Genomic DNA, 26,023 nt, shown 5'->3' with positions numbered 1-26,023 from the left:
TGTCGCATACAAGACAGTGATTGGTGCGTTCCGAACAGACGGCGGAGCCTGCGGCCTGCGACGTGGGCGCGGAACGGCCCGACGTGCGGGCCAGGTCAGGAAGGAATGCGCGATGAAAGACTATTGGCAGAACTATATCGACGGGGCTTGGGGCGATGGCGGTGCGGGCCGCGTCGAGGTGGTGAACCCCGGTTCGGGCGAGATGCTGGCGGAACAGGCCCTCGCCGACGAGGCCGATGTGGACCGCGCGGTGCAGGCCGCCAAACGGGTGCACCAATCGGGCGCGCTGCGCGACATGCGCCCGCTTGAGCGGGGCCGTCTGGTGCAGGCCATGGGGCAATACCTGCTGGATAACCTCGACGAGGTGACCAATGTGTTGACTCGCGAACAGGGCAAACCCCTATGGGAGGCCGAGATCGAGGTGCGCGGCGCGGCGCTTTATTTCGAATATTATGGCAATCAGGCCGCCACGGTCGAAGGCAAGTCGATCCCGCTGGGCGCTGGATACTACGACTTTACCGATTGCGAGCCTTATGGCGTCTCGGCCCAGATCATCCCTTGGAATTACCCGGTGGAAATGACCGCGCGGTCGCTGTCGGCGGCCTTGGCCACGGGCAACACCTGTGTGATCAAGACCCCCGAACTGACCCCGCTGAGCAATTACATCTTCGCCCATGCGGCCGAGGCCGTTGGCCTGCCCAAGGGCGCGGTGAATATCCTGTGTGGCTGGGGCCATCAGGCGGGCGCGGCCCTGTCGGGGCACGGGGACGTCAACCAGATCGTCTTTACCGGCTCGGTGCCCACCGGCGTTGCCATCGCCACGGCGGCGGCGCAGAACGTGGTGCCCTGCGTGCTGGAATTGGGCGGCAAATCGGCGGCCATCGTGCATGACGACGCCGACCTGGAGGCCTTCGAGAATGACATCCGCTGGGGCATCTATTTCAACGCGGGGCAGGTGTGCAGCGCCATGAGCCGGGTCATCGTGCACGAATCGCGGCACGATGAATTGGTGGAACGGGCGGTGAAGGTGGCCAAATCCCTTTCGGTCGGTCCGGGGATGGAACGGACCGAGGCAGGCGCCAACATGGGCGCCATGGTCAGCGAAGGACAGCGCGATCGCGCCGCCGGTATGGTCTCGGACGCCGAAGCGCAGGGGGCCACGGTGGCCACCGGCGGGCGCAAGATGAACATTCCGGGCGCGTTCCTTGACCCCACGGTACTGGCCAATGTCACCCCCGACATGACCATCGCGCAAGAAGAGGTCTTCGGCCCGGTCCTGTCGGTGCTGAAATTCCGCGACGATGCGGAGGCGATGGAGATCGCCAACGGCACGCAATACGGCCTTGTCGGCGGGGTCTTTACCGCCGATCTGGATCGCGCCACCCGCGCCGCGCGGCAGATGCGGGCCGGGCAGGTCTTCGTCAACGAATGGTTCGCGGGCGGCGTGGAAACCCCCTTCGGCGGCTTCGGCAAATCCGGCTATGGCCGTGAAAAGGGGCGCGAGGCGCTTTGGAACTATGTTCAGACCAAGAATGTCGCGATCAAAATGAAGGCATGAGGCCGGACAGAGAACCGGGGGCATTTTGCCCCCAAAGGGGGCGGGCGATTCTTTGTCCGCCCCCGATGAGCCTCGGGCCGTGGTGCAAGAGGTGATCCGCGCCAGCCATCGGCGCGAATACGCCGAAAAAAACGCGTGACACAGTGTTTTATAGGGTTTTGCGCCAATGGGCCGAAATGGTGTGTGATTAATTCGTCACAACTTTTCCAACATGCAACCGCACGTAGGGGGTTTCGTTGACACCAAGGGCCTGTTTGCCCCATTTCATCCTCAAGCCGTGTCCAGCGCTGGAGGCGGCGGAAACGAAACTCTGCTTTGATGGAGGGACACCTTGAAAAAGCATCTTCTCGCAACCAGCGCGATCGCACTTGGCGTCGCAGCTGCACCCGCAGCAGCCCAGGACTGGAACCTGGACTGGGGCGGTTACTACAACACCCACATCGCCTACTCGGACGTGAGCGGCACCGCAATCGCTCCCGGCGCTGACTTCGACGGCATCAACATCGTCGGCGACGGCGAAATCATCTTCACCCCCTCGGTGACCCTGGACAACGGCCTGACCTTCGGCATCAACGTTCAGATGGAAGCCCAGAACGGTGGTGGCGGTGCTGACGGCATCGACGAATCCTACATCACCATCTCGGGTGACTCGCTGGGTCGCATCGAAATCGGCGGCGAAAACTCGGCCGGTTACAAATCGATGGTCGGCGCACCGGGCGTTGGCTCCTTCGCGATCATGTCGGCTTCGGTTTCGACCGTCGCTCCGATCGCTCACGCCTTCCGTCAGGCCGCTGGTTCGCCCTGGACTGAAGTTGGCGGCAACAACGACGTGCAGCGTATCAGCTACTTCACCCCGTCGTTCAACGGCCTGACCGTTGGCGTTTCGTATGCTCCGGGCAACAACACCAACGCGTCCAACGCTGGTGCTTTCAACCGCAACAACACCTATGCAACCGACATCTTTGATATCGGCCTGAACTACAGCCAGTCGTTCGGCACCGTTGACCTGACTGTTGGTGCACGCTACGGCACCGGCGATGCTGCGGCTCTGACCGTTGTCACGCCTGCTACCGCTGGTCCGGATGGCCTCGACGGTACTGCCGACGATGTTGCAGCAGTCACCGGCCCCAACACCGCAAGCGACCCCGAAACCTGGGGTATCGGCATGCAGGTTGGCTTCGGCGCATTCACCGTTGGCGGTCACTACGCTGAAAACGACAACGGCGCAATCGGTGGCGCAGGCGACCAAGAAGGTTGGAGCCTCGGTGCAACCTACGACATCGCTGGTCCGTGGTCGGTTGGCCTCCAAGGCTTCAACGGTCAGACCGACGGTGGCGCAGGTGTTCCGGACGTCGAATACAACGCCTACAAACTGGCTGGCTCGCGTGAGCTGGGCACCGGCGTGAGCTGGGATGTCTATGCCATCTACGCCGAAAACCAGAACGTTGGTAACGTTGCGAACAACGACCGCGACGCAACCATCATCGGCACCTCGATCAACCTGAGCTTCTAAGTTTAGGCTGATTGCTGAAACGGCGAGGGGGGGATGTACATCCCCCCCTCGTTGTTTTATGTGCGAAACGAATTCTTCCGTGTGAACGCGAGGCTATGTGAAATGAAGAAAAATCTTGTCTGGCTGGCCTCTTACCCCAAGTCCGGCAATACTTGGACGCGGATTTTTCTGGCCAATTACCTGACCAATTCACAAGAGCCAGTTTCGATCAATCAGGCCCGACATTTCGGGATCGCCGATGTCGGCGCCGAGATGTATCACCGTGTTGCCGGTCGCCGCATTGATACGCATGATGTGCCGCTAACCTTGCAGTTGCGCGAGGGTGTCTTGCGGGGCATTTCAAACAACAACGCGGATGTGAACCTCGTAAAGACGCATAGTATTTGCCAAGTTGCGCGCGGTGTCCACTTGATCTCATACCAGTACACGAGATCAGCTATCTATGTCATGCGGAACCCTTTGGACATGGTAATGTCTTATGCCCGGCATTTTGCTTTAAGCATTGAAGGTGCCGCGACCTCTATTTGCAGTGAAAACAACTTTCTGGGTGCTGACGATTCAGTTGTCCCGACGTTCCTTGGTACATGGTCAGATCACGTGAATAGCTGGACGGCAAAGAAACCCTACCCGACATTGGTTTTGCGCTATGAGGATATGCTCGAACGTCCAGAAGAGGAATTTTCGAAGGTGGTCGAACATTTCGGCATGACCGTGGACCCCGAGCGCCTTGACCGTGCCATCCGTTTTTCCAGTTTCAAAGAATTGAAAAAGCAGGAGAAGTCGACAGGGTTTGTCGAGAGACCGGAGAAAAGCAAAAGCTTCTTCACCAAGGGTCAAAGCGGCCATTGGAAGGATGAGCTTCCCCCCGAACTGATCGACAAGATAATCAAGGCCAACCGTCAGACCATGAAACGTTTCGGGTATCTGGATGAGTAATCTACAGCGGATCATCTGGCTGGCCTCTTACCCCAAGTCGGGCAACACGTGGATGCGCAGCCTTCTGGCGCATTACTTCATGCCGAAAGGGCAGGCGCCGGATATCAACAACCTGCGCCAGTTCACCACCGGCGACGTGCGCAGCGATTTTTTCGACGCGGCGGCAGGGGGCACCTATACGGGCCGGACGGTCGAGGAGTGGTTGAAGGTGCGGCCCGCCGCCCTGCGGCGCATCGCGGCCTCCAAGCCCAACCATCATTTCGTCAAGACCCACTGTCAGGTGGTGCGCACGGAGGGGGTGGATGTGATCCCGCCCGAGGTCACCGCGGCGGCGATCTATATCCTGCGCAATCCCTTTGACCTTGCGCCCAGTTTTGCGCGCCACCAGGGCTGTGATCTGGACGAGGCGATCAATCGCATGACCAACCCCGATATGGTCATGGGCACCGAGACCGGGATATATGAGCTGTTGGGCCGTTGGGACGATCATGTGGAGGCTTGGGCCAATGCACCGGGCCTGCCGCTGCACGTTATCCGTTACGAGGATATGCTGGCCAAACCGGCGCCCACGGTGAGGGCGTTGTTGGAGAAATTCCTCAAGGTTCAGGTGGACAAGCCCAAGCTGGCCTATGCCATCAAATCCACCAGCTTTGACGCGATGAAGAAGCAAGAGGAAAGCCTTGGCTTCCGCGAGCGTCCCGAGGGGATGGAGAGCTTTTTCGCCAAGGGCAAGGCCGGGGCGTGGAAAGAGGATTTGACGCCCGAACAGGTGGCGCGCCTGCGCGAAGCGTTTTTGCCCACGCTGGAACGGTGGTATCCTGAGATGCTCAAGGAAACGGCGGCATTTGCCGCGGGCGATACAGCAGGCTAGGGTCTTGAAGGTCCGGCCTTGAGCCAAAACCATTGACGGGAGAGCGACCATGACGACACCCAAGATCATCACCAGCGCCCTGACCCTTGGTCTGGCGGCGTGCACCACGGTGCAACCGGCGGGCAACGCCACGCTGGGGGCCAACCCGGTTCTGGATGGCGGCACCTTTAGCAGTGGCGGCGGCCTGACCGTGGCCGCCGAAATTCGTGAAAGTGCCGGGCGGACGGCGGTTTGCGGCGTTTGGGCGCAAAGCGAGCGGCAATCGGTTCTGACCAAGTTCAAGGCGGCGCGGGTGGTCGAAACCGGGTCTGTCACGGTGAACGGCGAAACCGTTGTTCGCGGTCTGCAATTCATGCCCGAAGTGGCCCCGATGGGCGACTACGCCGGGGCGCAAGCCACCTGCATGCGAACCGAACGCCCCTGGTCGACCAGCGATACCGGGGCGCAGGTTGCCATCCGCATTCCGCAACAGATCGTCGTCTATGAACCCGACGTAAGCGGCGTTCTCAAGGTCGAGTTCAAGCCAACAGGCCCGGGCGCGGGCGGCAGCTGAACGTGCGGCGGGCGGTCAGAGGCCTGAAAGCGCCTCGACCGCCTCGGTAATCGGATAATGGTGGTTGCCGATGAACAGGCCGTTTTCATCAATGTAATCGGCATTCGGCAACGCGCCGTGAATGTCATGCGGGAAGAACCGCATGACTTCGCTCCGCGCGAAGTTCCCGGCCACGATGGGGCGACATTCAAAGCCTTTTTCGACAAGCTGAGCCACGAATTCGGGGCGGGTGATCCCGGCCTCGGGGCGCAGGACCAGCGAAAACCCGAACCAGCTTGATTGGCCGATTTCCTGTTGGATCGTGAACAGGCGGTGATTGGAGAGGTGTTCTTGCACCATGGCCCCATTGGCGCGGCGGCCTTCGATCAACCCGGGCAGTTTGCGGATCTGTTCGCGCCCCAAGGCCCCTGACATTTCCAAGGGCCGCAGGTTATAGCCCGGCAGGACGAAGCGGAAGCTTTCGTAGAAGGGATCGTCGCTTTTGGTGCCGGTGACGTGGTTTTCCTTGGGCAAATTGCGCGTCCAGCCATGGGCGCGCAGCGACAGCATGACGTGGTAAAGCTCCTCGTCGTCGGTGACCACCATGCCGCCTTCCATGGTGGAAATATGGTGCGAGAAGAAGGACGAATAGCTGCCCATGACCCCGAAGGTGCCCGCCTGTTTGCCATCAAACGTGGCGCCCATGGATTCACAGTTGTCTTCGATCACGGCGATGTCACGGTCACCAATGATCTCACTTATCGCGTTGAAATCATTTGGGTTTCCAAGCAGGTTCACCACCATGATCGCGCGGGTCTTGTCCGTCACGGCCTCGCGCAGGGCGTCCAGATCGTAATTGAGCGTGCCCGCGTCGATATCCACGAACTTCATCCGCAACCCGTATTGGCCCAGCGGGTAATAGGTGGTCGACCAACTGACCGCAGGCACGATCACCTCGTCCCCCGGTTGCAGCTTCAACTTGTCGTTCTGCGTGTAAAACAGGGCCGCCGTCATCAGAAGGTTGGCCGAACTGCCCGAATTCACCATCACAGCAAAGCGGGTGCCGAAATGGGCGGCGAACTCTTCCTCATAGGCTTTCACCTCGGGTCCCATCGAGAACATATCCGAGGCGATCACGCGGTTCAGGGCGTCATATTCCGCCTGATCCCATGTCGAGGTGGCGAGGGGGTACTTGGCGCTCATGTGCTCAGTTGCTCCAGATAATGCTGATAGGTGCGGGCGATCCCGTCGCGCAGGCTGGTTGGCGCGCTCCAACCCCATGCCGTTTGCCGTTCTACCGAGCACAGCTTTTGTTTCATGCCGGTGGGTTTGCTGAGGTCATGGGTGAAATCACCTGTCCAGCCGATGACGTCGGCGACCGTGGCGTAATAGTCGTTGATCGTGTGGTCATGACCAAGGCCGATGTTCATGGCGTCGGGCAGGGCTGCCATATCCCCGGCGGCGGTCCAGATCGCATCGGCCAGATCACCGGCGAACATGAACTCGCGCCGGGCGGTTCCGTCGCCCCAAATCTCAACGCTCTCGGCGCCACTTTCGCGGGCCTCGTGCACCTTGTGAATGATCGCCGGAACAAGGTGTGAGCGGGCCGGGTCGAAACTGTCGTAAAGCCCGTAAAGATTGCAGGGAATCAAGGTCTTGTACTGTGCGTCCATATCCTCGCGGCGGATGTATTCGCAAAGGCGCATGGCCATGATCTTGGCCAAGGCATAGCCCTCGTTTGTGGGCTCCAACGGCGCGGTCAGGATCATCTCCTCGCGCAGCGGGTTTTCCGCCGCGCGCGGGTACATGCAGGTGGAGGCGAGGTTGAGAAGGTTGCGCACCCCGCCGCGCCATGCGCCCATGATCACGTTGCGCCCGATCATGGCGTTATCGTCCAGAAAGGCCACCGGGTTGGCCATGTTGGCGTGAATGCCGCCAACGCGGCCTGCCGCATGAATGATCAGGTCGGGCTTGGCCGCGGCGATATACTCGGCCACGGCTTGCGGATGCGTAAGGTCAAGCTCGGCGCGGGTGGGGGCCAGAACCTCCCATCCCTGCGCGGTGGGATGGGCGCGGATGTTGCGCCCCACCATACCGCCGCCGCCGGTCAGAAGAAGGCGGGGGGTATCGCTCATCTGTTGCCGTCCTCGCGGGAAATGGGCGCACCGTGGCCGTGATCCATCAGGATGCGGGCGCGCTGTGCCGCGCGCAGGTCTTCGGCCACCATCTCGGAGCACATCTCGCGGGCGGTGATCTCGGGCACCCAGCCCAGGTCGCGCTTGGCCTTGGCCGGATCGCCCAGCAGGGTTTCCACCTCGGCGGGCCGGAAATAGCCCGGGTCGATGCGCATCACCACGTCGCCGGGTTTCAGGCCGGGCGCCATGTTGCCGGTCACGGCCTCGACCTTGGCGACCTCGTCGATACCCTCACCTTCGAATTTCAACGTGATTCCAAGCTCTTCGGCGGACCAGGTGATGAACTCGCGCACCGAATACTGTTTTCCCGTGGCGATGACGAAATCATCGGGTGTGTCCTGTTGCAGCATCATCCACTGCATCCGCACGTAATCCTTGGCGTGGCCCCAATCGCGCAGCGCGTCGATGTTGCCCATGTAAAGGCAGGGCTCCAGCCCTTGGGCGATATTGGCCATGCCGCGGGTGATCTTGCGGGTCACGAAGGTTTCGCCGCGCCGGGGGCTTTCGTGATTGAACAGGATGCCGTTGCAGGCATACATGCCGTAAGCCTCACGGTAGTTCACCGTGATCCAATAGGCATACAGCTTGGCCACCGCATAGGGGCTGCGCGGGTGAAAGGGCGTTGTTTCGGTCTGGGGCGTTTCCTGCACCAAGCCGTAAAGTTCCGAGGTCGAGGCCTGATAGAACTTGCAGGTCTTTTCCATGCCCAGAAACCGGATCGCCTCCAACAGGCGCAGGGTGCCGATGGCGTCCACGTCTGCCGTGTATTCCGGCGACTCGAAGCTGACGGCCACATGGCTTTGCGCGGCGAGGTTATACACCTCGTCGGGGCGCACCTCCGACAGGATGCGGGTGAGGTTGGAACTGTCGGTCAAGTCGCCATAGTGCAGCTTGAGCCGGGCATGTTCCACATGCGGGTCTTCGAAAATATGGTCGATCCGCTGGGTGTTGAACAGCGAGGCACGGCGCTTGATGCCATGCACCTCGTATCCCTTTTCCAAAAGAAACTCGGCAAGGTAGGAGCCATCCTGACCGGTGATGCCTGTAATGAGGGCGGTTTTCGTCATGTGATCGTCCAGTGTTGCGACCGGGCCGGGCCCGGGCAGGGTTGATGCCGTGATACGCTGAACATTGGGCCCGTGGCAACCACTCGACAGGCCGCGCCCTCAGGTCGTGGTCAGGAGTTGATACCCCGGTGCGGTGATCCCCTTGACCGTGGTGATCGGTGCGGTGTCGATCCAGGTGGTCCGCTCGATCACGAACAGCGCCGCGCCCGGGGCCGTCTGAAGCACGTCGGCCACGTGATCATCCGCCGAGATCGCGTAGAATTTAACGTCGCAGCGGCTATAGGGTTTGTTGACGACGAGCCATTCGTTCGCGCTTTCGCGTTGGAGGTCCAGATCGCGAATCTCGGGCACGGTTTCCAGACAGATCCAGCGATCTTCGAGAAGATAGGGTTTGCCGTCTGACAAATGCAGGGCCTCGACCCTTTGCATCTGGCGCGGCGCGGTGCCCAGTTCGAACGCGGCCAGAACCTCGCGCGGGGCGGGTTCCTCGGCGCTGTGGAGCAACTGGTAGCTATACCGCCCACCTTTCTGTTCGACCTCGCGGCGCGTGATCGGAATGTCCAGTGTGGCCCGCGTGACCGGATCGCGGCGGACACGGGTGCCCCCCTTGCGGCGGCGTTCGATCAGGCCGCTGTCCGAGAGGTCCTGCATCGCGCGCTGCACGGTCGACCGGGCACAGTTCAGATCCTCGGCGATATCCGCATCCCGCGGCAGGCGGTCGCCCGGGGCATAGCGCCCGGTCAGGATCGCGTCGTGAATCTCGTCACGCACGTCCTTCCATGACAGGCGGCTCGATGTCGTCATATCTCTTGCCCGAGTTGCTGGGTCACCTTGATGAAATCCCTTACTATGCGATCACGGTCAATGTGGCGACCCTCCTTTACCATGTGGCGCCCGGCGCTCCAGACATCGGTGACGCAGGCGCGGCCCCGGCCGGTGAATATGAGGCTGTCGAGGGCGGTATCGCCGCGGCGGTTGCACAGGAATTCATTGTCGGTGGAGATGCCGATCAGATCGGCGAACCGGCCTTCGGCAATGCGCCCCGATGCGCGTCCGGCGGCCTGTGCCCCGGCTTGGGTGACGGCGTCGAACACCACGCGGCCGGTGGACTGTTCGGCGGTGGCCATGGCGGCGCGGCTTCGGTCGCGCAGGCGCTGCGAATAGTCCAGCGTCGCCAGTTCCTCCCACAGGGCGATGTGAATGTTGCTGTCGGACCCCACGCCAAAACGCCCCCCGGCGGCGCGGTAATCGGTGCCGTTGAAGATACCGTCGCCAAGGCTGGATTCGGTGATCGGGCACAGCCCGGCCACGGCGCCGGTTTCGGCCAGCCCTTTGGTCTCTGCGTCGGTCATCTGCGTGCAGTGGATCAGGCACCAGTCGGGGGTCACATCCGTATGGTTCAAAAGCCATTCCACGGGCCGCGCGCCGTGATGCGCCTCGACTTCCTCGACCTCGGCCACCTGTTCGGCAAGGTGCATGTGGATCGGGCCGATGGGGCTGATGCCACGCACACTGTCCAGGGCCTCGGGCGTGACGGCGCGCAGGGAATGCGGCGCGATACCGATGCCGAAATCCTCGGGGCCCTCGGCGATGATCGCGGCGCTGTCCGAATGCAGCCGTGCAAACAACTCGGCATCGCATCCGAACCGCCGTTGCCCGCCCTGCAAGGCCCGCCCGTCACATCCGCCCTGCATGTAAAGCACCGGCAGCAGGGTCAGGCCCAGCCCCGCACCCTGCGCCGCCGTGGCGATCCGCTGTGCCATCTCGGGCAGGTTGGCATAGGGCACGCCGCCGATATCGTGGTGCAGGTAATGGAATTCGGCCACCCCGCCGTACCCGGCCTCCAGCATCTCCATGAAGACCAGTTCGGCAATGGCCTGCACATGATCGGGCGTGAGGCGGTCGAGAAAGCGGTACATGAGCTGCCGCCATGTCCAGAAACTGTCGCGCGGGTCGGGGCCGCGGGTTTCGGTCAGGCCTGCCATGGCGCGTTGAAAGGCGTGGCTGTGCAGGTTCACCGGCGCAGGCAGCAGCATATCGACCGATGGCAGGCCCTCTGCTGCCCCATGAGAGATTCGCGCGATGCGGCCCGCGTCGATGGTCAGCCGAAGATCACTGACCCAGCCTTGCGGCATAAGTGCCTGTTGCGCATGGATTTCCTGCATTGGTCGACTCCATTGACAAAATATGTACCTACATATTACCGTTATGTAGGTTAATTCGCAAGGATGGATGAATGACGCACCGCTTGCTGATCAAGAACGTGTCTGTCGCGCAGATGGCTGATGAAGGGGCGGGGTATGACCTGCTGAGTGACGCCGCCCTGCTTGTCGAAGGGGATCGGATCGCCTGGGTCGGGCCGATGGCCGAGGTTGACCCGGCACCGACCGATGCCGAGGACATCGACGGCGAGGGCGGGTTGCTGACCCCCGCGCTGATCGATTGCCACACGCATATCGTACATGGCGGCAATCGCGCGCGGGAATTCGAGATGCGTCTGCAAGGGGCCAGCTACGAGGAGGTGGCGCGCGCCGGGGGCGGGATCGTTTCGACCGTCACCGCCACCCGTGATACGCCCGAGGCCGAGTTGCTGGCGCAGGCCCTGACCCGTGCCGATGCCCTGATTGCCGAAGGGGTCACCACGGTCGAGGTCAAATCGGGCTATGGTCTGGATCGTGACACCGAATTGAAGATGCTGCGCGTGGCACGGGCCATCGAACAGGCCCGCCCGCTGCGGGTCGTGACCTCGTTCCTCGGGGCCCATGCGGCACCCAAGGGCATGGATGCCGATGCCTATATCGACGAGGTTTGCATTCCCGCGCTCAGGGCCGCCCATGCCGAAGGGCTGGTGGATGCGGTCGACGGGTTCTGCGAGGGGATCGCCTTTACCCCGGCCCAGATCGCCCGCGTTTTCGACGCGGCGCAGGCACTGGGCCTGCCGGTCAAGCTGCATTCAGATCAACTGTCGAACCTCGGCGGTACGCCCCTGGCCGCGCGCTATGGGGCCTTGTCGGTGGATCACGTGGAATATTCCGGCGAGGCCGACGCGCAGGCCATGGCAGATGCGGGCAGCGTTGCCACGCTTTTACCGGGGGCCTTCTATACCCTGCATGAAACGCAAAAACCGCCCGTTGATGCCTTCCGCGCCCATGGGGTGCCGATGGCCGTCGCCACCGATTGGAACCCGGGATCGTCGCCCATGGGGTCGGTGCTGCTGGCGATGAACATGGCCTGTACCCTCTTCGGCCTGACACCCGCCGAGGCGCTGGCCGGGGCCACGCGCAATGCCGCCCGCGCCCTGGGGCTGGACGATTGCGGCGTGATCGCGACGGGCAAGCGCGCCGATCTGGCGCTTTGGGATGTCGAGACACCGGCGGAACTGTCGTACCGGATCGGGATCAATTCACTCAAACTGCGGATTTTCGGGGGGCAAACATGCCATTGACACTTGAACCCGGCGCCACGCGCCTTGCCACCTTCGAGGCGATCTGGCGCGATGGGGCCGCGGCACGGCTGGCCCCCGAGGCCCGCGCGGCCGTCGATCAGGCGGCCGAAGTGGTCCGCGAGGCGGCGCAGGGCGATGTGCCCATCTATGGCGTCAATACGGGCTTCGGCAAACTCGCCTCGGTGCGCATCTCGCCCGAGGATACCGAGACCCTGCAACGCAACCTGATCCTGTCGCATTGCTGTGGCGTGGGCGAGGCGGTGGAGCCGGACACCACCCGCCTGATGATGGCGCTGAAACTTGTCTCGCTGGGGCGGGGGGCCTCGGGCGTGCGCTGGGATATCTGCGCGCAGCTTGAGGGGATGCTCGGCGCGGGCGTGACTCCGGTGATCCCGGCGCAAGGCTCGGTCGGGGCCTCGGGCGATCTGGCGCCGCTGGCCCATCTGGCCGCCGTGATGATCGGCGAGGGCGAGGCGTGGCTGAACGGCACTCGCCTGCCCGGTGGCGCGGCACTGGAACAGGCGGGTCTTGCCCCCGTGGTGCTTGGCCCGAAAGAGGGCCTTGCCCTCATCAACGGCACACAGTTTTCCACCGCCTGCGCCTTGGCGGCACTGTTTGACGCGATGCGAATGTTGCGGGCCTCTGTCGTCACCTCGGCGCTTTCGACCGATGCGATCATGGGCTCCACCCAACCCCTGCAACCGGCCATCCACGCCCTGCGCGGCCAGCCGGGACAGATCGACGTGGCGCAGGCCATGTCCGACCTGATGGCCGGTAGCGAAATTCGCGAAAGCCACCGCGAGGGCGACCCGAGGGTTCAAGACCCCTATTGCATCCGGTGCCAGCCACAGGTGGCGGGTGCCGCGCTGGACCTTCTGCGCTTTGCCGCGCAGACGCTTGAGATCGAGGCCAACGCCGTCACCGACAACCCTCTGGTGACCGAGGCGGGCATCCTCTCAGGCGGGAATTTCCATGCCGAGCCGGTGGGCTTTGCCGCCGATCAGATCGCGCTGGCCCTGTCGGAAATCGGCGCCATTGCGCAACGTCGCGTGGCCCTGATGGTGGACCCGACGCTCAGCTTCGATTTGCCGCCCTTCCTGACGCCCGCACCGGGGCTGAACTCGGGCTTCATGATCGCCGAGGTCACCACCGCCGCCCTGATGAGCGAGAACAAGCACCTCGCCAATCCGTGTTCGACCGATTCAACGCCCACCTCCGCCAATCAGGAGGATCACGTCAGCATGGCCGCCCATGGCGCGCGCCGCCTCAAGCGGATGAACGCCAACCTCTCGGTGATCCTCGGGGTCGAGGCGCTTTGTGGCGCACAGGGCGTCGAGGCACGCGCGCCGTTGAAAACCTCTGAGCGCCTGCAAAAGGGCCTTGCAACCCTGCGCGACACGATCCCCGCGCTGGGCGCGGATCGCTACATGGCCCCGGATCTTGAGGCGGCGGCGGGGCTGATCCGCGCCGATGCGCTGGCGCAGGCGACGGGTGTCGAGGTGACGTTATGAGTTTCCTTGAGATCACCCGGGGCGACAGCCCTGTCGTTCTGGGCCTGCCGCATACCGGCACCGAACTGCCCGACGGACTCGACGATGCGCTCAACGACGGGGGCCGCGCGCTGGCCGATACCGATTGGCACATCCATGACCTCTACGAGGGTCTGCTGGAGGGGGTGACCTCGGTTCGCACCCGTATTCACCGCTACGCCATCGACGTGAACCGCGACCCCGCAGGCATCAGCCTTTATCCCGGGCAGAACACCACCGGGCTTTGCCCCGTCACCGATTTCGACGGGCACCCGATTTATCATGAGGGGCAGGCGCCCGACGCGGCGGAAACCGAACGGCGGCGGCTGGCCTATCACGCGCCCTATCACGCGGCGCTGAGCGCCGAACTTGAGCGCGTCAAGGCGCGGCATGGTTTCGCCGTGCTGTACGACTGCCATTCGATCCGCTCTGAAATACCGTTCCTGTTCGACGGCACGCTGCCCGATTTCAACATCGGCACCAACAATGGCACCACTTGTGCCGCAGCGGTGGAATCCGAGGTCCGCCAGGTCTGCGAGGCGGCGCAGGGCTATACCAGCATTCTCAACGGTCGCTTCAAGGGCGGCTGGACCACGCGCCACTATGGCCGCCCAAGCGACGGGGTGCATGCCATCCAGATGGAACTGGCGCAATCCACCTACCTGACGGCGGAAGCGGCCCCATGGCCCTATGACGACGACAAGGCCGAACGCCTGCGCGGGCATCTGGCCGATATCCTCTCCCGGCTCGACGCACTGGCGCGAAAGGGGCAGCTATGAAACCGCTCGATCAAATCCGGGTGCTGGACCTGACCCGCGTGTTGGCGGGGCCTTACTGCACCTCCCTGTTGGCCGATCTGGGGGCCGAGGTCATCAAGCTTGAACCGCAGCGCGGCGATGATTACCGCCACATCGGCCCGTTTCTCGACGGCGAAAGCGCGCTGTTTTCCCTCAACAATCGCGGCAAGAAAAGCATCGCCCTGAACCTCAAGGATGCCGAAGGGCTGGCGCTGGCACGCCGGATCGCGGCGGGCTGTGACGTGGTCGTCGAAAACTTCCGCCCCGGTGTGGCCGAGAAAATCGGCCTCGGCCCCGAGGAGTTGCGCCACGACAACCCCGGCCTGATCTATGCCCGTGTCTCGGGGTTCGGGCAGACCGGGCCGTTTCGCGACCTGCCCGCCTACGATCTGGTGGTACAAGCCATGTCTGGCCTGATGGCCGCCACCGGCGAAGAGGGCGGCGCACCCCTGAAAACCGGCGAGTCGATCGCCGACCTGATGGGCGGGTTGTTCGGAAGTTGGGGGATACTGGCCGCGCTGGTACACAAGGCGCGCACCGGCAGGGGCGCGGTTCTGGATATCGCGATGTACGACGCGCTGTATTCCCTGCTGACCACCAGCCATGCCTTGCATCTCTATGCCGGGCAGACCCCGCAGCGGGTGGGCAACCGCCATCCGCTGTCCACGCCCTTTGGCTGTTTCGATACCGCCGACGGGCAGGTGGTGATCGCCGTGCTGACGCCCGCGCAATTCGCGCGGCTGTCCGAGTTGATCGGGCATCCGGGCCTGCCGGACGAGGCGCGCTTTGCCACGGATGAGGCCCGCACTGCCCATGAACCCGAATTGCGCACCCTGATCGAGGGCTGGAGCCGCGCGCGCAGCACCGAAGAGGCGATGGTGGCACTGGCCGAGGCTCAGCTGCCAAGCGCGCCCATCTGGGACATCGCACAAGCCAGCAGCAGCGCACAGGCCGAGGCCCGCGAACTGGTCCGGCCCGGGCCCCGCCCGATGGTTGGGCAACCCGTCTGGTTCGACGGGGGCAAGCCCGTGGCGGATACGGGCGCGCCCGGTCTGGGCAATGATGCAGGCGAGATACTGTCGCAATTCTGTGGCGTGGACGATGCGGCACTGGCCGCCTTGAAGGACAAGGGAGTGGTGGCATGACGGGCCTGTTTCATATGCTGAGCGAGGAAGAACGCCTGTTTTGCGATCTTTTGGAGCGGATCGTGGCCGAACAGATCGCCCCGAAGGCGGCGCAGGTGGATGAAACATCCCGGTTCGTGCATGACCAACTGGGTGTTCTGGCCGAGGCCGGAATGCTGGGCGCGAACCTGCCCGAGGACTACGACGGGGCCGGGGTCTCGGCGGCGGCGCTTTTGCGGGCGGTCGAGATCGTGGCCAGCGGCTGTGGCTCGACCGCATCGGCGCTGACGGCGCATTACCTTGCCACCGATTCCATCCTGATCGGCGGAACCGAGGCGCAAAAGGCGCATTGGCTGCCCAAGGCTGCCACCGGCGAGGTGCTGGGCGCGTTTGCCCTGACCGAACCCACCGCAGGCAGCGACCCGGCGGATATGAAAACCCGCGCCACCCGCGAGGGCGATGGCTGGCGCCTGAAAGGGACCAAGTGCTTCATCTCGAACGGTGGGGTTGCGGATCTGGTGGTGGTCTATGCCGTCACCGATCCAGCGGCGGCGCACCGGGGCATCAGCGCCTTTTTGCTGCCAAAGGGCACACCGGGGTTCGAGCCGGGGCCGCCCGAGCGGACAATGGGCCTCAAGGGCGGGCATGTCTTTACCCTGAACCTTGATTGCTATTTGCCCGGTGATGCCCTTCTGGGCGCCGAGGGGCAGGGCTTCAAGACCGCGATGAAGGTGCTCGACAATGGCCGCGTCGAGGTGGCCGCGCAATGTATCGGCATGGCACAGGCGGCACTGGATGCGGCCAAGACCTATGCCAGGGACCGGGTGATTGGTGGCGAGGCCCTGAGCGAGAAACAGGGCATCCGCTGGATGCTGGCCGATATGGCGCTTGATATGCAGGGGGCGCGGCTCTCGGCACTGGAAGCCGCCCGGCAACGCGATCTGGGCACCCGCTTCAGCGAGGCCGCCGCCATGGCCAAGCTCACCGCCAGCGAGGCCGCCGACCGGGTGGCCGACACCGCCCTGCAAATCCACGGCGGCTATGGCTACACCCGCGATTTCCCAGTCGAGCGTATCACCCGCGATTTGCGGATCATGCGCATCTACGAGGGCTCATCCGAAATTCAACGCAACATCATTGCCGGCCATCTGCTGGCGCATTGAGGGAGACGAACGACATGGCCAATCCTCGCCACAACCTGCGCGACATTTACCCGCCCACTGGCCCCGAGATCAGCACCAAGGGCTGGCTCACCGAGGCGGCAATGCGGATGCTGATGAACAACCTGCACCCCGATGTCGCCGAAAACCCCCATGAACTGGTGGTCTATGGCGGTATCGGCCGCGCCGCCCGCACATGGGAGGATTTCGACCGCATCGTCGAGGGGCTGAAAGACCTCGAAGACGATGAAACCCTCGTCGTGCAATCCGGCAAACCCATTGCCATCGTCAAGACCCACGCCGATGCACCGCGCGTCCTGATCGCCAATTCCAACATCGTGCCGCATTGGGCCAACTGGGATCACTTCAACGAGTTGGATAAGAAGGGCCTGATGATGTACGGCCAGATGACCGCCGGGTCATGGATCTACATCGGCAGTCAGGGCATCGTGCAGGGCACCTATGAAACCTTCGCCGAGGCGGGGCGCCAACACTATGACGGCGACCTCACGGGCAAATGGATTCTCACAGGTGGCCTTGGCGGCATGGGCGGCGCACAGCCCCTTGCCGCCGTCATGGCCGGGGCCTGCTGTTTGGCGGTGGAATGCAACCCCGACAGCATCGATTTCCGCCTGCGCACCCGCTACGTGGACGAAAAAACCGACAGCCTCGACGAGGCGCTCGAGATGATCGACCGCTGGACCAAGGCAGGCGAGGCGAAATCGGTGGCGCTGCTGGGCAATGCCGCCGACATCTTCCCCGAGATTCACCGCCGCGGCGTGCGCCCCGACATGGTCACCGACCAGACCAGCGCGCATGACCCGGTGAACGGCTACCTGCCGCAGGGCTGGACCATGGCTCAGTGGCGCGACAAGCGCGAAAGCGATCCCAAGGCCGTCGAGGCCGCCGCGCGCGCGTCGATGAAGGTGCACGTCAAGGCGATGGTGGATTTCTGGAACGACGGGGTGCCGACGCTGGATTACGGCAACAACATCCGGCAGGTGGCCAAAGAGGAAGGGCTGGACAACGCCTTTGCCTTCCCCGGCTTCGTGCCCGCCTATATCCGCCCGCTTTTCTGCAAGGGCGTCGGGCCCTTCCGCTGGTGCGCCCTGTCGGGCGACCCGGAAGACATCTACAAGACCGACCAGGCGATGAAAGAGCTTTTCCCCGAAAACGAACACCTGCACAATTGGCTGGATATGGCGAAGGAACGGATCTCATTCCAAGGCCTGCCGGCGCGCATCTGCTGGATCGGGCTGGGCGACCGGCACCGTGCGGGGCTGAAGTTCAACGAAATGGTCGCCAATGGCGAGTTGAAGGCCCCCATCGTGATCGGGCGCGACCACCTCGACAGCGGGTCGGTCGCCTCGCCCAACCGCGAGACCGAGGCGATGAAGGACGGCTCGGACGCGGTCAGCGACTGGCCGCTTCTCAACGCGCTGGTCAATACCGCCTCGGGGGCGACATGGGTGTCGCTGCACCACGGCGGCGGCGTCGGCATGGGCTTTTCGCAACATGCGGGCGTGGTGATCGTGGCCGATGGCACGCCCGAAGCCGCCAAGCGGCTTGAGCGTGTCCTGTGGAACGATCCGGCCTCGGGCGTCTGGCGCCATGCCGACGCGGGCTATGACACCGCGATTGAATGCGCAAAGGATCACGGGCTGCGCTTGCCCGGGATACTGGGAAATTAACCAAGCCAACCAACCAAGGGAGTAAGACCATGGACAGACGGAAATTCATGACAACGGCGGCCGTCGGTGCCGCGGCGGCGCCCCTCGCGACCCCGGCCATCGCGCAGGACGTGCAGCAATGGAAGATGGTCACCGCATGGCCCAAGAACCTGCCGGGGCCGGGGGTTGCGGCGCAAATGCTGGCCGACCGGATCACCACGCTGTCGGGCGGGCGGATCGAGGTCAAGCTGTTCGCCGCCGGCGAACTGGTGCCGGGCAAGGGCGTCTTTGACGCGGTCAGCGAAGGCACGGCCGAGCTTTACCATGCCGTGCCCGCCTACTGGGGCTCGAAATCCAAGGGCATCCTGCTGTTCGGCTCGCAACCCTTCGGCCTGCGCGCCGATGAACAGGTCGGCTGGCTCTACCACGGTGGCGGTCAGGCGCTTTACGACGAGATGTATGGCCGCTTCGGCATCAAGCCCTTCCTCTGCGGCAACTCCGGCCCGCAATGGGGCGGCTGGTTCCGCAACGAGATCAATTCGGTCGAGGATCTCAAGGGCCTCAAGTTCCGCACCACCGGCCTTGCTTCGGAAATGTGCGCCAAGCTGGGCATGGCCGCCGAGGCCATGAGCGGCCCCGCCATGTTCCAGGCCCTGCAAACCGGCGCCTTGGACGCGGGCGAATTCATCGGCCCATGGACCGACAGCGCGCTGGGCTATCAGCAGGTCGCGAAAAACTACTACTGGCCCGGTGTGGGCGAGCCCTCCTCGGCCGAGGAATGCGGCGTCAACGCCGAGGTCTTCGCCAACCTGCCCGAGGACCTGCAACAGGTGGTCACGCTGGCCTGCGAGAGCCTCTACAACCCGGTCTGGACCGAGTACACGACCAAACACGCCGCCGCGCTTGCCAAGCTGGTGAAAGAGGACGGCGTTCAGGTCAAGAAGTTCCCGCAGGAGGTGATCGACGCCATGGGCAGCGCCGCCGCCGAGGTGATCGACGAGCTGCGCCAGGACGAGGATGAGCTTGTCCGCCGCATCACCGAAAGCTTCGTGGCCTATCGCGACAGCGTCGGGGGCTATATGACCTATGCCGACAACGGGCAGATGAACGCCCGCGCCCATGTGATGGGCTACTAAGCAAAGGGTACGCGCGGGAAGGCCCCCGCGCGTACAACACCGGACCGGAAAGAGGGACAGGATGCTGCGTTTTGCCGGGTATATCGACGCGCTCAACCGCGCGGTCGCCATGGGCCTGCGCTGGCTGGTGCTGGCCATGGTGCTGATCCAGTTCGGAATCGTGATCGGGCGCTATGTCTTTGGCGTCAACTCGATCTGGGTGCAGGAAAGCGTTTTGTACCTGCACGCCACCCTGTTCATGCTTGCGGCGGGCTTTACCCTGCTGGTGGACAAACACGTCCGCGTCGACATCTTCTATGCCAAGGCCAGCCCCGCAACCCGCCGCCGCATCGACATCTCCGGGCATCTTGTCCTGCTCCTGCCCGCCATGGCGGCGCTGGCCTGGTGGTCATGGCCCTCGGTGCGCAATTCGTGGAAAATCCTTGAGGGGCCGATATCCGTGGGCGGGATCGAGGCGGTCTTCCTGCTGAAATCGCTTATCCCGCTGTTTTGCCTTCTGGTGGCGCTGCAATCGCTGGCCATCCTGTTGCGCCTTCTGGCCGGAAAGGACAGCGCATGAGCGCCCATCTCGACCTTCTGATGTTCGCCGCCCTTGTCGTGGCGATCCTTTCGGGCTTTCCCGTCGCCTTCAGCATCGCCGGTGTGGCGGTGATCTTTGCCTATGTGGGGTGGCTTGCGGGGGTGATGGACATCTCGCTTCTGGGGGCCTTCGGGCAACGTGTCTTCGGCCTTATTTCAAACCAGGTTCTGATCGCCATTCCGCTGTTCGTCCTGATGGGCGCGCTTCTGGAAAAAAGCCGCATCGCCGAAGAGTTGCTCGATACCATGGGCCGCACATTCGGGCAGTTGCGCGGCGGACTTGGCATTTCCGTCGTCCTTGTCGGTGCGCTTCTGGCGGCCTCCACGGGGATCGTGGGCGCCACCGTGGTCGCCATGGGAATGATCGCCCTGCCTACCATGCTGCGAGCGGGATACGATCCGCGTGTCGCCTCGGGCATCGTCTGCACCGCCGGGACGCTGGGCCAGATCATCCCGCCCTCGACCCTGCTGATCATCCTCGCCGACGTGATGTCGAACGCCTATCAACAGGCGCAGTACGAACAGGGCAAATTCGCGGTCGAGGCCCTGTCGGTGGGGCAATTCTTTGCCGCCGCCCTGATCCCCGGCCTCGTGCTTGTCTCGCTTTACCTGATTTACGTGCTGGCCCGCGGCGCCCTGCGCCCGCAGGATATGCCGCCTGCCGATGCCAGCCTGCCGAAACCCGCCCGTTCCGAGGTGCTGGGTGCCATCGTGCCGCCGGTCCTGCTGATCTTCGCGGTGCTGGGCTCGATCCTCGGCGGGCTTGCCACCCCGACCGAGGCGGCGGCGGTGGGCGCGGTGGGCGCGCTTTTGATGGCGGGCGCGCGCCTTGGCCGCTATCGCCGTGTTATCGTCGCCTCCGCCGCGGCGCTGATCCTGCTGGCGGTGGCGGCGGGGATTTTCCCGGTGCGCTTGCAACGCGGCGATCTCGGGGCCGGCTCCTACGCGGCGGGCGCGGCCTATATCGCGCTTGCGGCGATCGGCGTGATCGGCCTTCTGGCCGCCCTGCGCAACGTGCTGCGCGAAAAGGTGGTGCACGAGGCCGTGACCTCGACCATGACCATGACCGCCATGATCTTTGCCACGATCCTCGCGGCGGGGATGTTCAGCCTCGTCTTCATCGGCCTCGGCGGGGAAGAGCGGGTGGCGTATTGGCTGGAAAACCTGCCGGGCGGCGCGACCGGCGCGCTTCTGGTGACCATGGTGATCGTCTTTTTCATGGGGTTCTTCCTCGATTTCGTGGAAATCTCGGTGATTGTCCTGCCGCTGGTCACCCCCACGCTGATCCTTCTGGGGCACGATCCGGTCTGGCTGGGCATCATCCTTGCGATCAACCTGCAAACCTCCTTCCTGACACCGCCTTTCGGCTTTTCGCTGTTCTACCTGCGCGGCGCCGCCCCCGAGGAGGTCACCACCGGCCATATCTACCGCGGTGTCATGCCCTTCATCGTGCTACAGGCCATCGGGGTGACGCTGGTCTGGCTCTGGCCGGCGCTGGCCACATGGCTGCCCGGGGTGATGTTCTAGCCACCTTGTATAACCACGTGGCCTGCGCCTAATGTGGCCCGATGACCCCGGAGCGCACCACATGACGGCCCAGACCCCACCACCGCACAGGCGCCCCCCGCGCCTGCGCAGCCGTCTGGGGACGGTCCTAATGCTGGCCTTCGTCGCGGCCCTCAGCAGTGCGGCATGGATCGCCTCCTACAAGTATTTCGTGTCCGAGGAAGTGCAGCGCGCCGAGGCGCGTTTGTCGCTCTACCGTTCCACGGTCCTGGCCGAACTTGAACGTTTCGAACACCTCACTCAGGTCCTTTCCGTCGATCCCTTCGTGATCCGCGCACTCGACGCCGCCGCGACGCCCGCCCTCAATGCCCGGCTGGCCGATTTCGCCGCCGCCGCTGGCCTTGATGCGATTTTCCTGATGCGCCCCGGCGGTACAACCATCGCCGCCTCGAATGCCGGTCTGCCAAACAGCTTCGTGGGCGAGAATTACGGCTTCCGCCCCTATTTCCAACAGGCCCTGACCGGCGCACGCGGTACCTTCTACGGCATCGGCGCGACAACCGGCCTGCCGGGATATTTCATCGCCGACCCGGTCCGCGACGAGACCGGCACGGTGATCGGCGTCGTGGCCCTCAAGATCAGCCTTGGCACCTTCGAGCAAAGCTGGCGCGACGCAGGCGAACAGGTTTTCCTTGCCAACCGGCAGGACGTGGTGCTTCTGGCCTCCGACGCCGACTGGCGATACCGGAGCCTCGATCCCCTGACCCAAGCCGAGCGTGACCAGATCGCGAAGGCACGACAGTTTCCCGGCCAATCGCTCGATCCGCTGAATTGGTCGGCAAGCCCAGAAAAGGCGCGCGCCCGGATCGACGGGGCCGAGCGGCTCCACCGGGTCAGTGACGACCTGCCGCACGGCTGGCGGCTGCATTATCTCGCCTCGGACGACCGCGCGGTGACACGTGCGTCGCTGGCCTCAGGGGCGGTGATCGGGCTGGCCGCCATCGCGTTGCTCTTCGCGCTTTATCAACGTGGCCAGCGTCTGGGTGCGGCCCTGCGCCGCTCGGAGGAAGAGGAGGAAGCCCTTCGGCGGGCCAACGCGGCCCTCGCGCGCGAGATCGAAGACCGCCGCCGCGCCGAACGCCGCCTTGAAGAAACCCGCGAGGAACTGGGCCGCGCCAGCCGCCTTGCCGCTCTGGGGCAGCTTTCGGCCTCGGTCACCCACGAGTTGGGACAACCCATCGCGGCCATGCGCAACCATCTGGCCGCCGCCGAAATGACCGGCCGCGACAGCGGTCTGGCGGGGATCATCGGCGGGTTGGTAGAGCGGATGGAGGGTATCACACGGCAACTCAAGTTCTTTGCCCGCTCCGATGGGGAAGTCTTCGAAGACATTGATTTGCGCGATTGCGTCACGGCGGTGCTGGACCTCATGTCGCCCAGCCTTGCCGCCGGTGAGGTCGAGGTGGCCTATGACCCGCCGCATACACCGATGATGGCGCGCGGTGCGAAACTTCGGATCGAACAGGTGCTGACCAACCTGATGCGCAACGCGCTGGATGCCATGGACGAAACACAGGCAGCGGTGCTTTCCATCCGTATGGGGCAGGACGATACCTCGGTCTGGGTCGAGGTGGCCGACACCGGGCACGGCCTTGGCGATGCCACGCTGAGCGAATTGCGCGAACCCTTCGTCACCACGCGCGAAAGCGGGCAGGGGATGGGCCTTGGCCTTGCCATTTCCTCGGGCATTCTTGAGGATCACGGCGGGCGGCTTGAGGCCCGGAACCGCGCCGATGGCGGGGCGGTGTTCCGCATGGTGCTTCCCTTGCCCGAGGCCCGCATCAGCAAAAGGGAGGTGGCCGCACAATGACCCCCGAAGATCCAGCCCTGCGCGTGCTTGTCGTCGAGGACGACAAGGGCATGCGCCAATCGCTGGTCGATCTGCTGGAGGCCGGGGGATGGCGGGTGATGGACGTGCCCCGCGCCGAACGCGTGGCCAATGCCCTTGAGACATTCGAGGCCGATGTGATCCTCTCGGATGTGCGGATGCCGGGTATGTCGGGGCTCGACCTGCTGCGCGACCTGACACCGCAAAGCGACATTCCCCTCGTGCTGATCTCCGCCCATGGGGACATTCCCATGGCGGTCGAGGCGATGCAAAGCGGGGCCTATTCCTTTGTCGAAAAGCCCTATGAACCGCGCCGCCTGTTGTCGATCCTGCGCCACGCCGCCGATCAGAACCGGATGCGCCGGGGCAATGCCCGCCTGCGCGCGCGGCTGTTGGAACTGTCGGGGCTTGATCGGGTGCTGATCGGCGACACCCCCGCCGTACGTGCCCTGCGCCGCGATATCCTGGGGCTGGCCGAAACCCCCGCGCCGGTCCTGATCCTGGGCGAGACCGGCACCGGCAAGGATCTGGTGGCGCGCGCGCTGCATGACATCGGCCCGCTGTCCGACCGGCCCTTCGTGGCCGTGAACTGCGCGCTTCTGTCACCCGAGGGGTTCGCCGCCGAGATGTTCGGCACCACGGACGGCCCCGATGGCCGCATCCTGCAAGCCGACGGCGGAACGCTTTTCCTCGATGAGGTCTGCGCCTGCCCGCCGGATGTGCAGGCGCGCTTCCTGCGGGTGCTGGAGGAAGGGGCCGTGACGCCCGAAGGCGGCTCCGCGCCGGTGCCGGTCAGGCTTCGGGTGATCTCGGCCACCAACGAGGATGTCGAGACCGCGGTCGCCGAAGGGCGCTTTCGTGAAGACCTCTATTATCGCCTCAATACCTTCGCGCTGCACCTGCCGCCCCTGCGCGACCGCCGCGACGACCTGCACCCGCTGCTGATGCACTTCCTGCACCAGATGGCGCAGGTCTACGAGGTTCCCCCGCCCGAGATCACCGCCGAGGACATGGCGGCCCTGCTGGCCCACGACTGGCCCGGCAACGTGCGCGAACTGCGCAGCGTGGCCGAGCGGCGCCTGCTGGCGGCGCGGCAGGGGGCGGGTTCCATCGCCGAGGCGATCACGCCCGGACAGCACCCCACGGACCTGCCCGAAAGCCTGCGCACCGCCGTTGCCGCGCTGGAACGCGACATGATCGCCCGCGCCATCACCGCCCATCAGGGACGCATGGATGATGCCGCCGAGGCGCTGGGCATCGGGCGGCGCACGCTGAACGAGAAGATCGTCAAGCTGGGCCTCGACAAGGACGCCCTGCTATAGCCCTGCGGAAATCCGCAGGGCCAATGCGGGCCAAGGCGCGGAATTCTTCATAAACAGGCTTGCCCCGAGGGCCGATACTCCCGATCATCATACATACGCATGACAACTAGGGAGGTAATCATGCACAAGTTTCTAAGCCGCACGGCTCTGGCCACGCTCGCCCTGACCATCGGCACCGAGGCCATGGCCACCGAATGGAACGTCTCGCTCTGGGGCAAGCGCCGCGCTTTCACCGAACATGTCGAGAAACTGGCCGAACTCGTCGAGGAACGCAGCGGTGGCGACTTCACCCTGAACATCTCCTACGGCGGGCTCAGCACGAACCGCGAAAACCTCGATGGCATCTCCATCGGCGCCTTCGAGATGGCCCAGTTCTGCGCCGGGTATCACCCCGATAAGAACCCCTCGATCACCGTTCTGGAACTGCCGTTCCTCGGTGTGCAAAGCCTTGAACAAGAGGTGAAAATCTCGCAAGCGCTTTATGAACACCCGGCCGCGGTCGAAGACCTCGCGCGCTGGAACGCCACGCTCCTGATGCCCTCGCCGCTGCCGCAGTACAACCTTGTCGGCATGGGCGATGCGCCGCAAACCCTCGACGATTTCGAAGGTCTGAGCGTGCGCGCCACCGGCGGAATCGGCGCCGCGATGGAAACCATCGGCGCGGTGCCCACCTCGATGTCGGCCACCGAAGTGCGTCAGGCCATGGATTCCGGCGTCGTCAGCGCCGTCAGCTTCGCGCCCCACGCCCACATGGCCTTTGGCACCATCGAGATCGGCGAATGGTGGACAACCAACCTCAACCCCGGCACCGTGAACTGCCCGGTCGTGGTCAACTCCGACGCGCTGGCCGACCTCAGCGATGAAAACCGCGAGGCCCTGATGGGCTCGGTCGACGACGCGCTGGATCACTACGTCACCTTCTACAACGAGAAAACCATGGCGGCATGGGGCCCGGCCCTCGACGAACGCGGCATTGAACGCGTGACCTTCGGCGACGAGGAAATCAACGCCTTCCGTGAGGCCGCCGCTGACCCGGCCGCCGCCGCATGGATCGAAGAGAACACCGAACGCGGGCTGCCCGCACAGGAACTCTACGATTTCGTCACAGGCATGATCGCCGAAGGCAACTAAGCCGCATGTGACACGATGCGCGGCGCGCCATCCCGGCGCGCCGCGTAACTGTGCAAATTTCCTG

General features: G+C 64.1%; 22 protein-coding genes. 17 read left to right on the top strand and 5 right to left on the bottom strand.

Going from position 1 to position 26,023, the window contains the following annotated elements; translation table 11 throughout:
* Positions 1–112: 112 nt before the first annotated feature.
* From FDP25_RS03545 to FDP25_RS03525, 5 genes are all read left to right on the top strand, one after another.
* Entirely contained in the window at positions 113–1,558 is a 1,446-nt protein-coding gene (locus FDP25_RS03545; RefSeq protein ID WP_154148996.1) for an aldehyde dehydrogenase family protein, read from the top strand.
* A 331-nt stretch (positions 1,559–1,889) separates the two neighbouring features.
* Positions 1,890–3,071 carry a porin gene (locus tag FDP25_RS03540; protein ID WP_154148994.1) on the top strand — a complete coding sequence of 394 codons (1,182 nt, stop codon included), beginning with the start codon at positions 1,890–1,892 and terminating at the stop codon, positions 3,069–3,071.
* A gap of 102 nt (positions 3,072–3,173) precedes the next feature.
* On the top strand, positions 3,174–4,007 hold the full coding sequence (locus tag FDP25_RS03535; protein WP_154148992.1) for a sulfotransferase domain-containing protein: 834 nt from the start codon (positions 3,174–3,176) through the stop codon (positions 4,005–4,007).
* Entirely contained in the window at positions 4,000–4,878 is an 879-nt protein-coding gene (locus FDP25_RS03530; protein ID WP_154148990.1) for a sulfotransferase domain-containing protein, read from the top strand. Before FDP25_RS03535 ends, FDP25_RS03530 begins: the two co-directional genes overlap by 8 nt.
* Positions 4,879–4,927: 49 nt before the next feature.
* A complete protein-coding gene (locus FDP25_RS03525) occupies positions 4,928–5,431 on the top strand; it encodes a hypothetical protein (protein WP_154148988.1) in 504 nt (167 codons plus the stop codon).
* 15 nt (positions 5,432–5,446) lie between these two features.
* Here the strand turns inward: FDP25_RS03525 and FDP25_RS03520 are convergent, their stop codons facing one another.
* From FDP25_RS03520 to FDP25_RS03500, 5 genes are all read right to left on the bottom strand, one after another.
* Positions 5,447–6,613, bottom strand: a complete 1,167-nt coding sequence (locus FDP25_RS03520; protein WP_154148986.1) for a DegT/DnrJ/EryC1/StrS family aminotransferase — start codon at positions 6,611–6,613, stop codon at positions 5,447–5,449.
* A complete protein-coding gene (locus FDP25_RS03515) occupies positions 6,610–7,545 on the bottom strand; it encodes a GDP-L-fucose synthase family protein (RefSeq protein WP_154148984.1) in 936 nt (311 codons plus the stop codon). Before FDP25_RS03515 ends, FDP25_RS03520 begins: the two co-directional genes overlap by 4 nt.
* Complete coding sequence (gene gmd, locus FDP25_RS03510) at positions 7,542–8,672, bottom strand: GDP-mannose 4,6-dehydratase (RefSeq protein WP_154148982.1); 1,131 nt, start codon at positions 8,670–8,672, stop codon at positions 7,542–7,544. Before gmd ends, FDP25_RS03515 begins: the two co-directional genes overlap by 4 nt.
* 99 nt (positions 8,673–8,771) lie before the next feature.
* Positions 8,772–9,476 (bottom strand): histidine utilization transcriptional repressor HutC, encoded by a 705-nt coding sequence (locus FDP25_RS03505; RefSeq protein ID WP_154148980.1) that lies wholly within the window; start codon positions 9,474–9,476, stop codon positions 8,772–8,774.
* Positions 9,473–10,837, bottom strand: coding sequence for a formimidoylglutamate deiminase (locus FDP25_RS03500; RefSeq protein WP_154148978.1), 1,365 nt, complete (start codon positions 10,835–10,837; stop codon positions 9,473–9,475). The genes FDP25_RS03505 and FDP25_RS03500 overlap by 4 nt, the downstream gene beginning before the upstream one ends.
* 113 nt (positions 10,838–10,950) lie before the next feature.
* On the opposite strand from FDP25_RS03500, the gene hutI reads away from it, so the two are divergent.
* The 12 genes from hutI to FDP25_RS03440 all read left to right on the top strand — a co-directional run bounded on the left by hutI (position 10,951) and on the right by FDP25_RS03440 (position 25,959).
* Positions 10,951–12,117: an imidazolonepropionase gene (gene hutI, locus FDP25_RS03495; RefSeq protein WP_246175867.1), complete on the top strand. Its 1,167-nt coding sequence runs from the start codon at positions 10,951–10,953 to the stop codon at positions 12,115–12,117.
* Positions 12,108–13,628, top strand: coding sequence for a histidine ammonia-lyase (gene hutH, locus FDP25_RS03490; RefSeq protein ID WP_154148974.1), 1,521 nt, complete (start codon positions 12,108–12,110; stop codon positions 13,626–13,628). Before hutI ends, hutH begins: the two co-directional genes overlap by 10 nt.
* Positions 13,625–14,425 (top strand): N-formylglutamate deformylase, encoded by an 801-nt coding sequence (gene hutG / locus FDP25_RS03485; protein ID WP_154148972.1) that lies wholly within the window; start codon positions 13,625–13,627, stop codon positions 14,423–14,425. Before hutH ends, hutG begins: the two co-directional genes overlap by 4 nt.
* Positions 14,422–15,588: a CaiB/BaiF CoA transferase family protein gene (locus FDP25_RS03480; RefSeq protein WP_154148970.1), complete on the top strand. Its 1,167-nt coding sequence runs from the start codon at positions 14,422–14,424 to the stop codon at positions 15,586–15,588. The genes hutG and FDP25_RS03480 overlap by 4 nt, the downstream gene beginning before the upstream one ends.
* Positions 15,585–16,730: an acyl-CoA dehydrogenase family protein gene (locus tag FDP25_RS03475; protein ID WP_154148968.1), complete on the top strand. Its 1,146-nt coding sequence runs from the start codon at positions 15,585–15,587 to the stop codon at positions 16,728–16,730. Before FDP25_RS03480 ends, FDP25_RS03475 begins: the two co-directional genes overlap by 4 nt.
* 14 nt (positions 16,731–16,744) lie before the next feature.
* A complete protein-coding gene (gene hutU / locus FDP25_RS03470) occupies positions 16,745–18,418 on the top strand; it encodes a urocanate hydratase (protein ID WP_154148966.1) in 1,674 nt (557 codons plus the stop codon).
* 29 nt (positions 18,419–18,447) lie between these two features.
* The gene (locus FDP25_RS03465) at positions 18,448–19,533 is read left to right on the top strand and encodes a TRAP transporter substrate-binding protein (protein ID WP_154148964.1); all 1,086 of its coding nucleotides are present in this window, start codon (positions 18,448–18,450) and stop codon (positions 19,531–19,533) included.
* 61 nt (positions 19,534–19,594) lie between these two features.
* Positions 19,595–20,092 (top strand): TRAP transporter small permease subunit, encoded by a 498-nt coding sequence (locus tag FDP25_RS03460; RefSeq protein WP_154148962.1) that lies wholly within the window; start codon positions 19,595–19,597, stop codon positions 20,090–20,092.
* The gene (locus FDP25_RS03455; RefSeq protein WP_154148960.1) at positions 20,089–21,639 is read left to right on the top strand and encodes a TRAP transporter large permease; all 1,551 of its coding nucleotides are present in this window, start codon (positions 20,089–20,091) and stop codon (positions 21,637–21,639) included. Before FDP25_RS03460 ends, FDP25_RS03455 begins: the two co-directional genes overlap by 4 nt.
* Positions 21,640–21,700: 61 nt before the next feature.
* On the top strand, positions 21,701–23,488 hold the full coding sequence (locus tag FDP25_RS03450; RefSeq protein WP_154148958.1) for a sensor histidine kinase: 1,788 nt from the start codon (positions 21,701–21,703) through the stop codon (positions 23,486–23,488).
* A complete protein-coding gene (locus tag FDP25_RS03445; protein ID WP_154148956.1) occupies positions 23,485–24,828 on the top strand; it encodes a sigma-54-dependent transcriptional regulator in 1,344 nt (447 codons plus the stop codon). Before FDP25_RS03450 ends, FDP25_RS03445 begins: the two co-directional genes overlap by 4 nt.
* Positions 24,829–24,948: 120 nt before the next feature.
* A complete protein-coding gene (locus tag FDP25_RS03440; protein ID WP_154148954.1) occupies positions 24,949–25,959 on the top strand; it encodes a C4-dicarboxylate TRAP transporter substrate-binding protein in 1,011 nt (336 codons plus the stop codon).
* Positions 25,960–26,023 lie beyond the last annotated feature (64 nt).

The sequence above is a fragment of the Roseovarius bejariae genome (assembly GCF_009669325.1).
Taxonomy (GTDB): domain Bacteria; phylum Pseudomonadota; class Alphaproteobacteria; order Rhodobacterales; family Rhodobacteraceae; genus Roseovarius; species Roseovarius bejariae.
The sequence above is the reverse complement of the archived record's forward strand: the minus strand, read 5'-3'. Positions and strand labels throughout refer to the sequence as shown.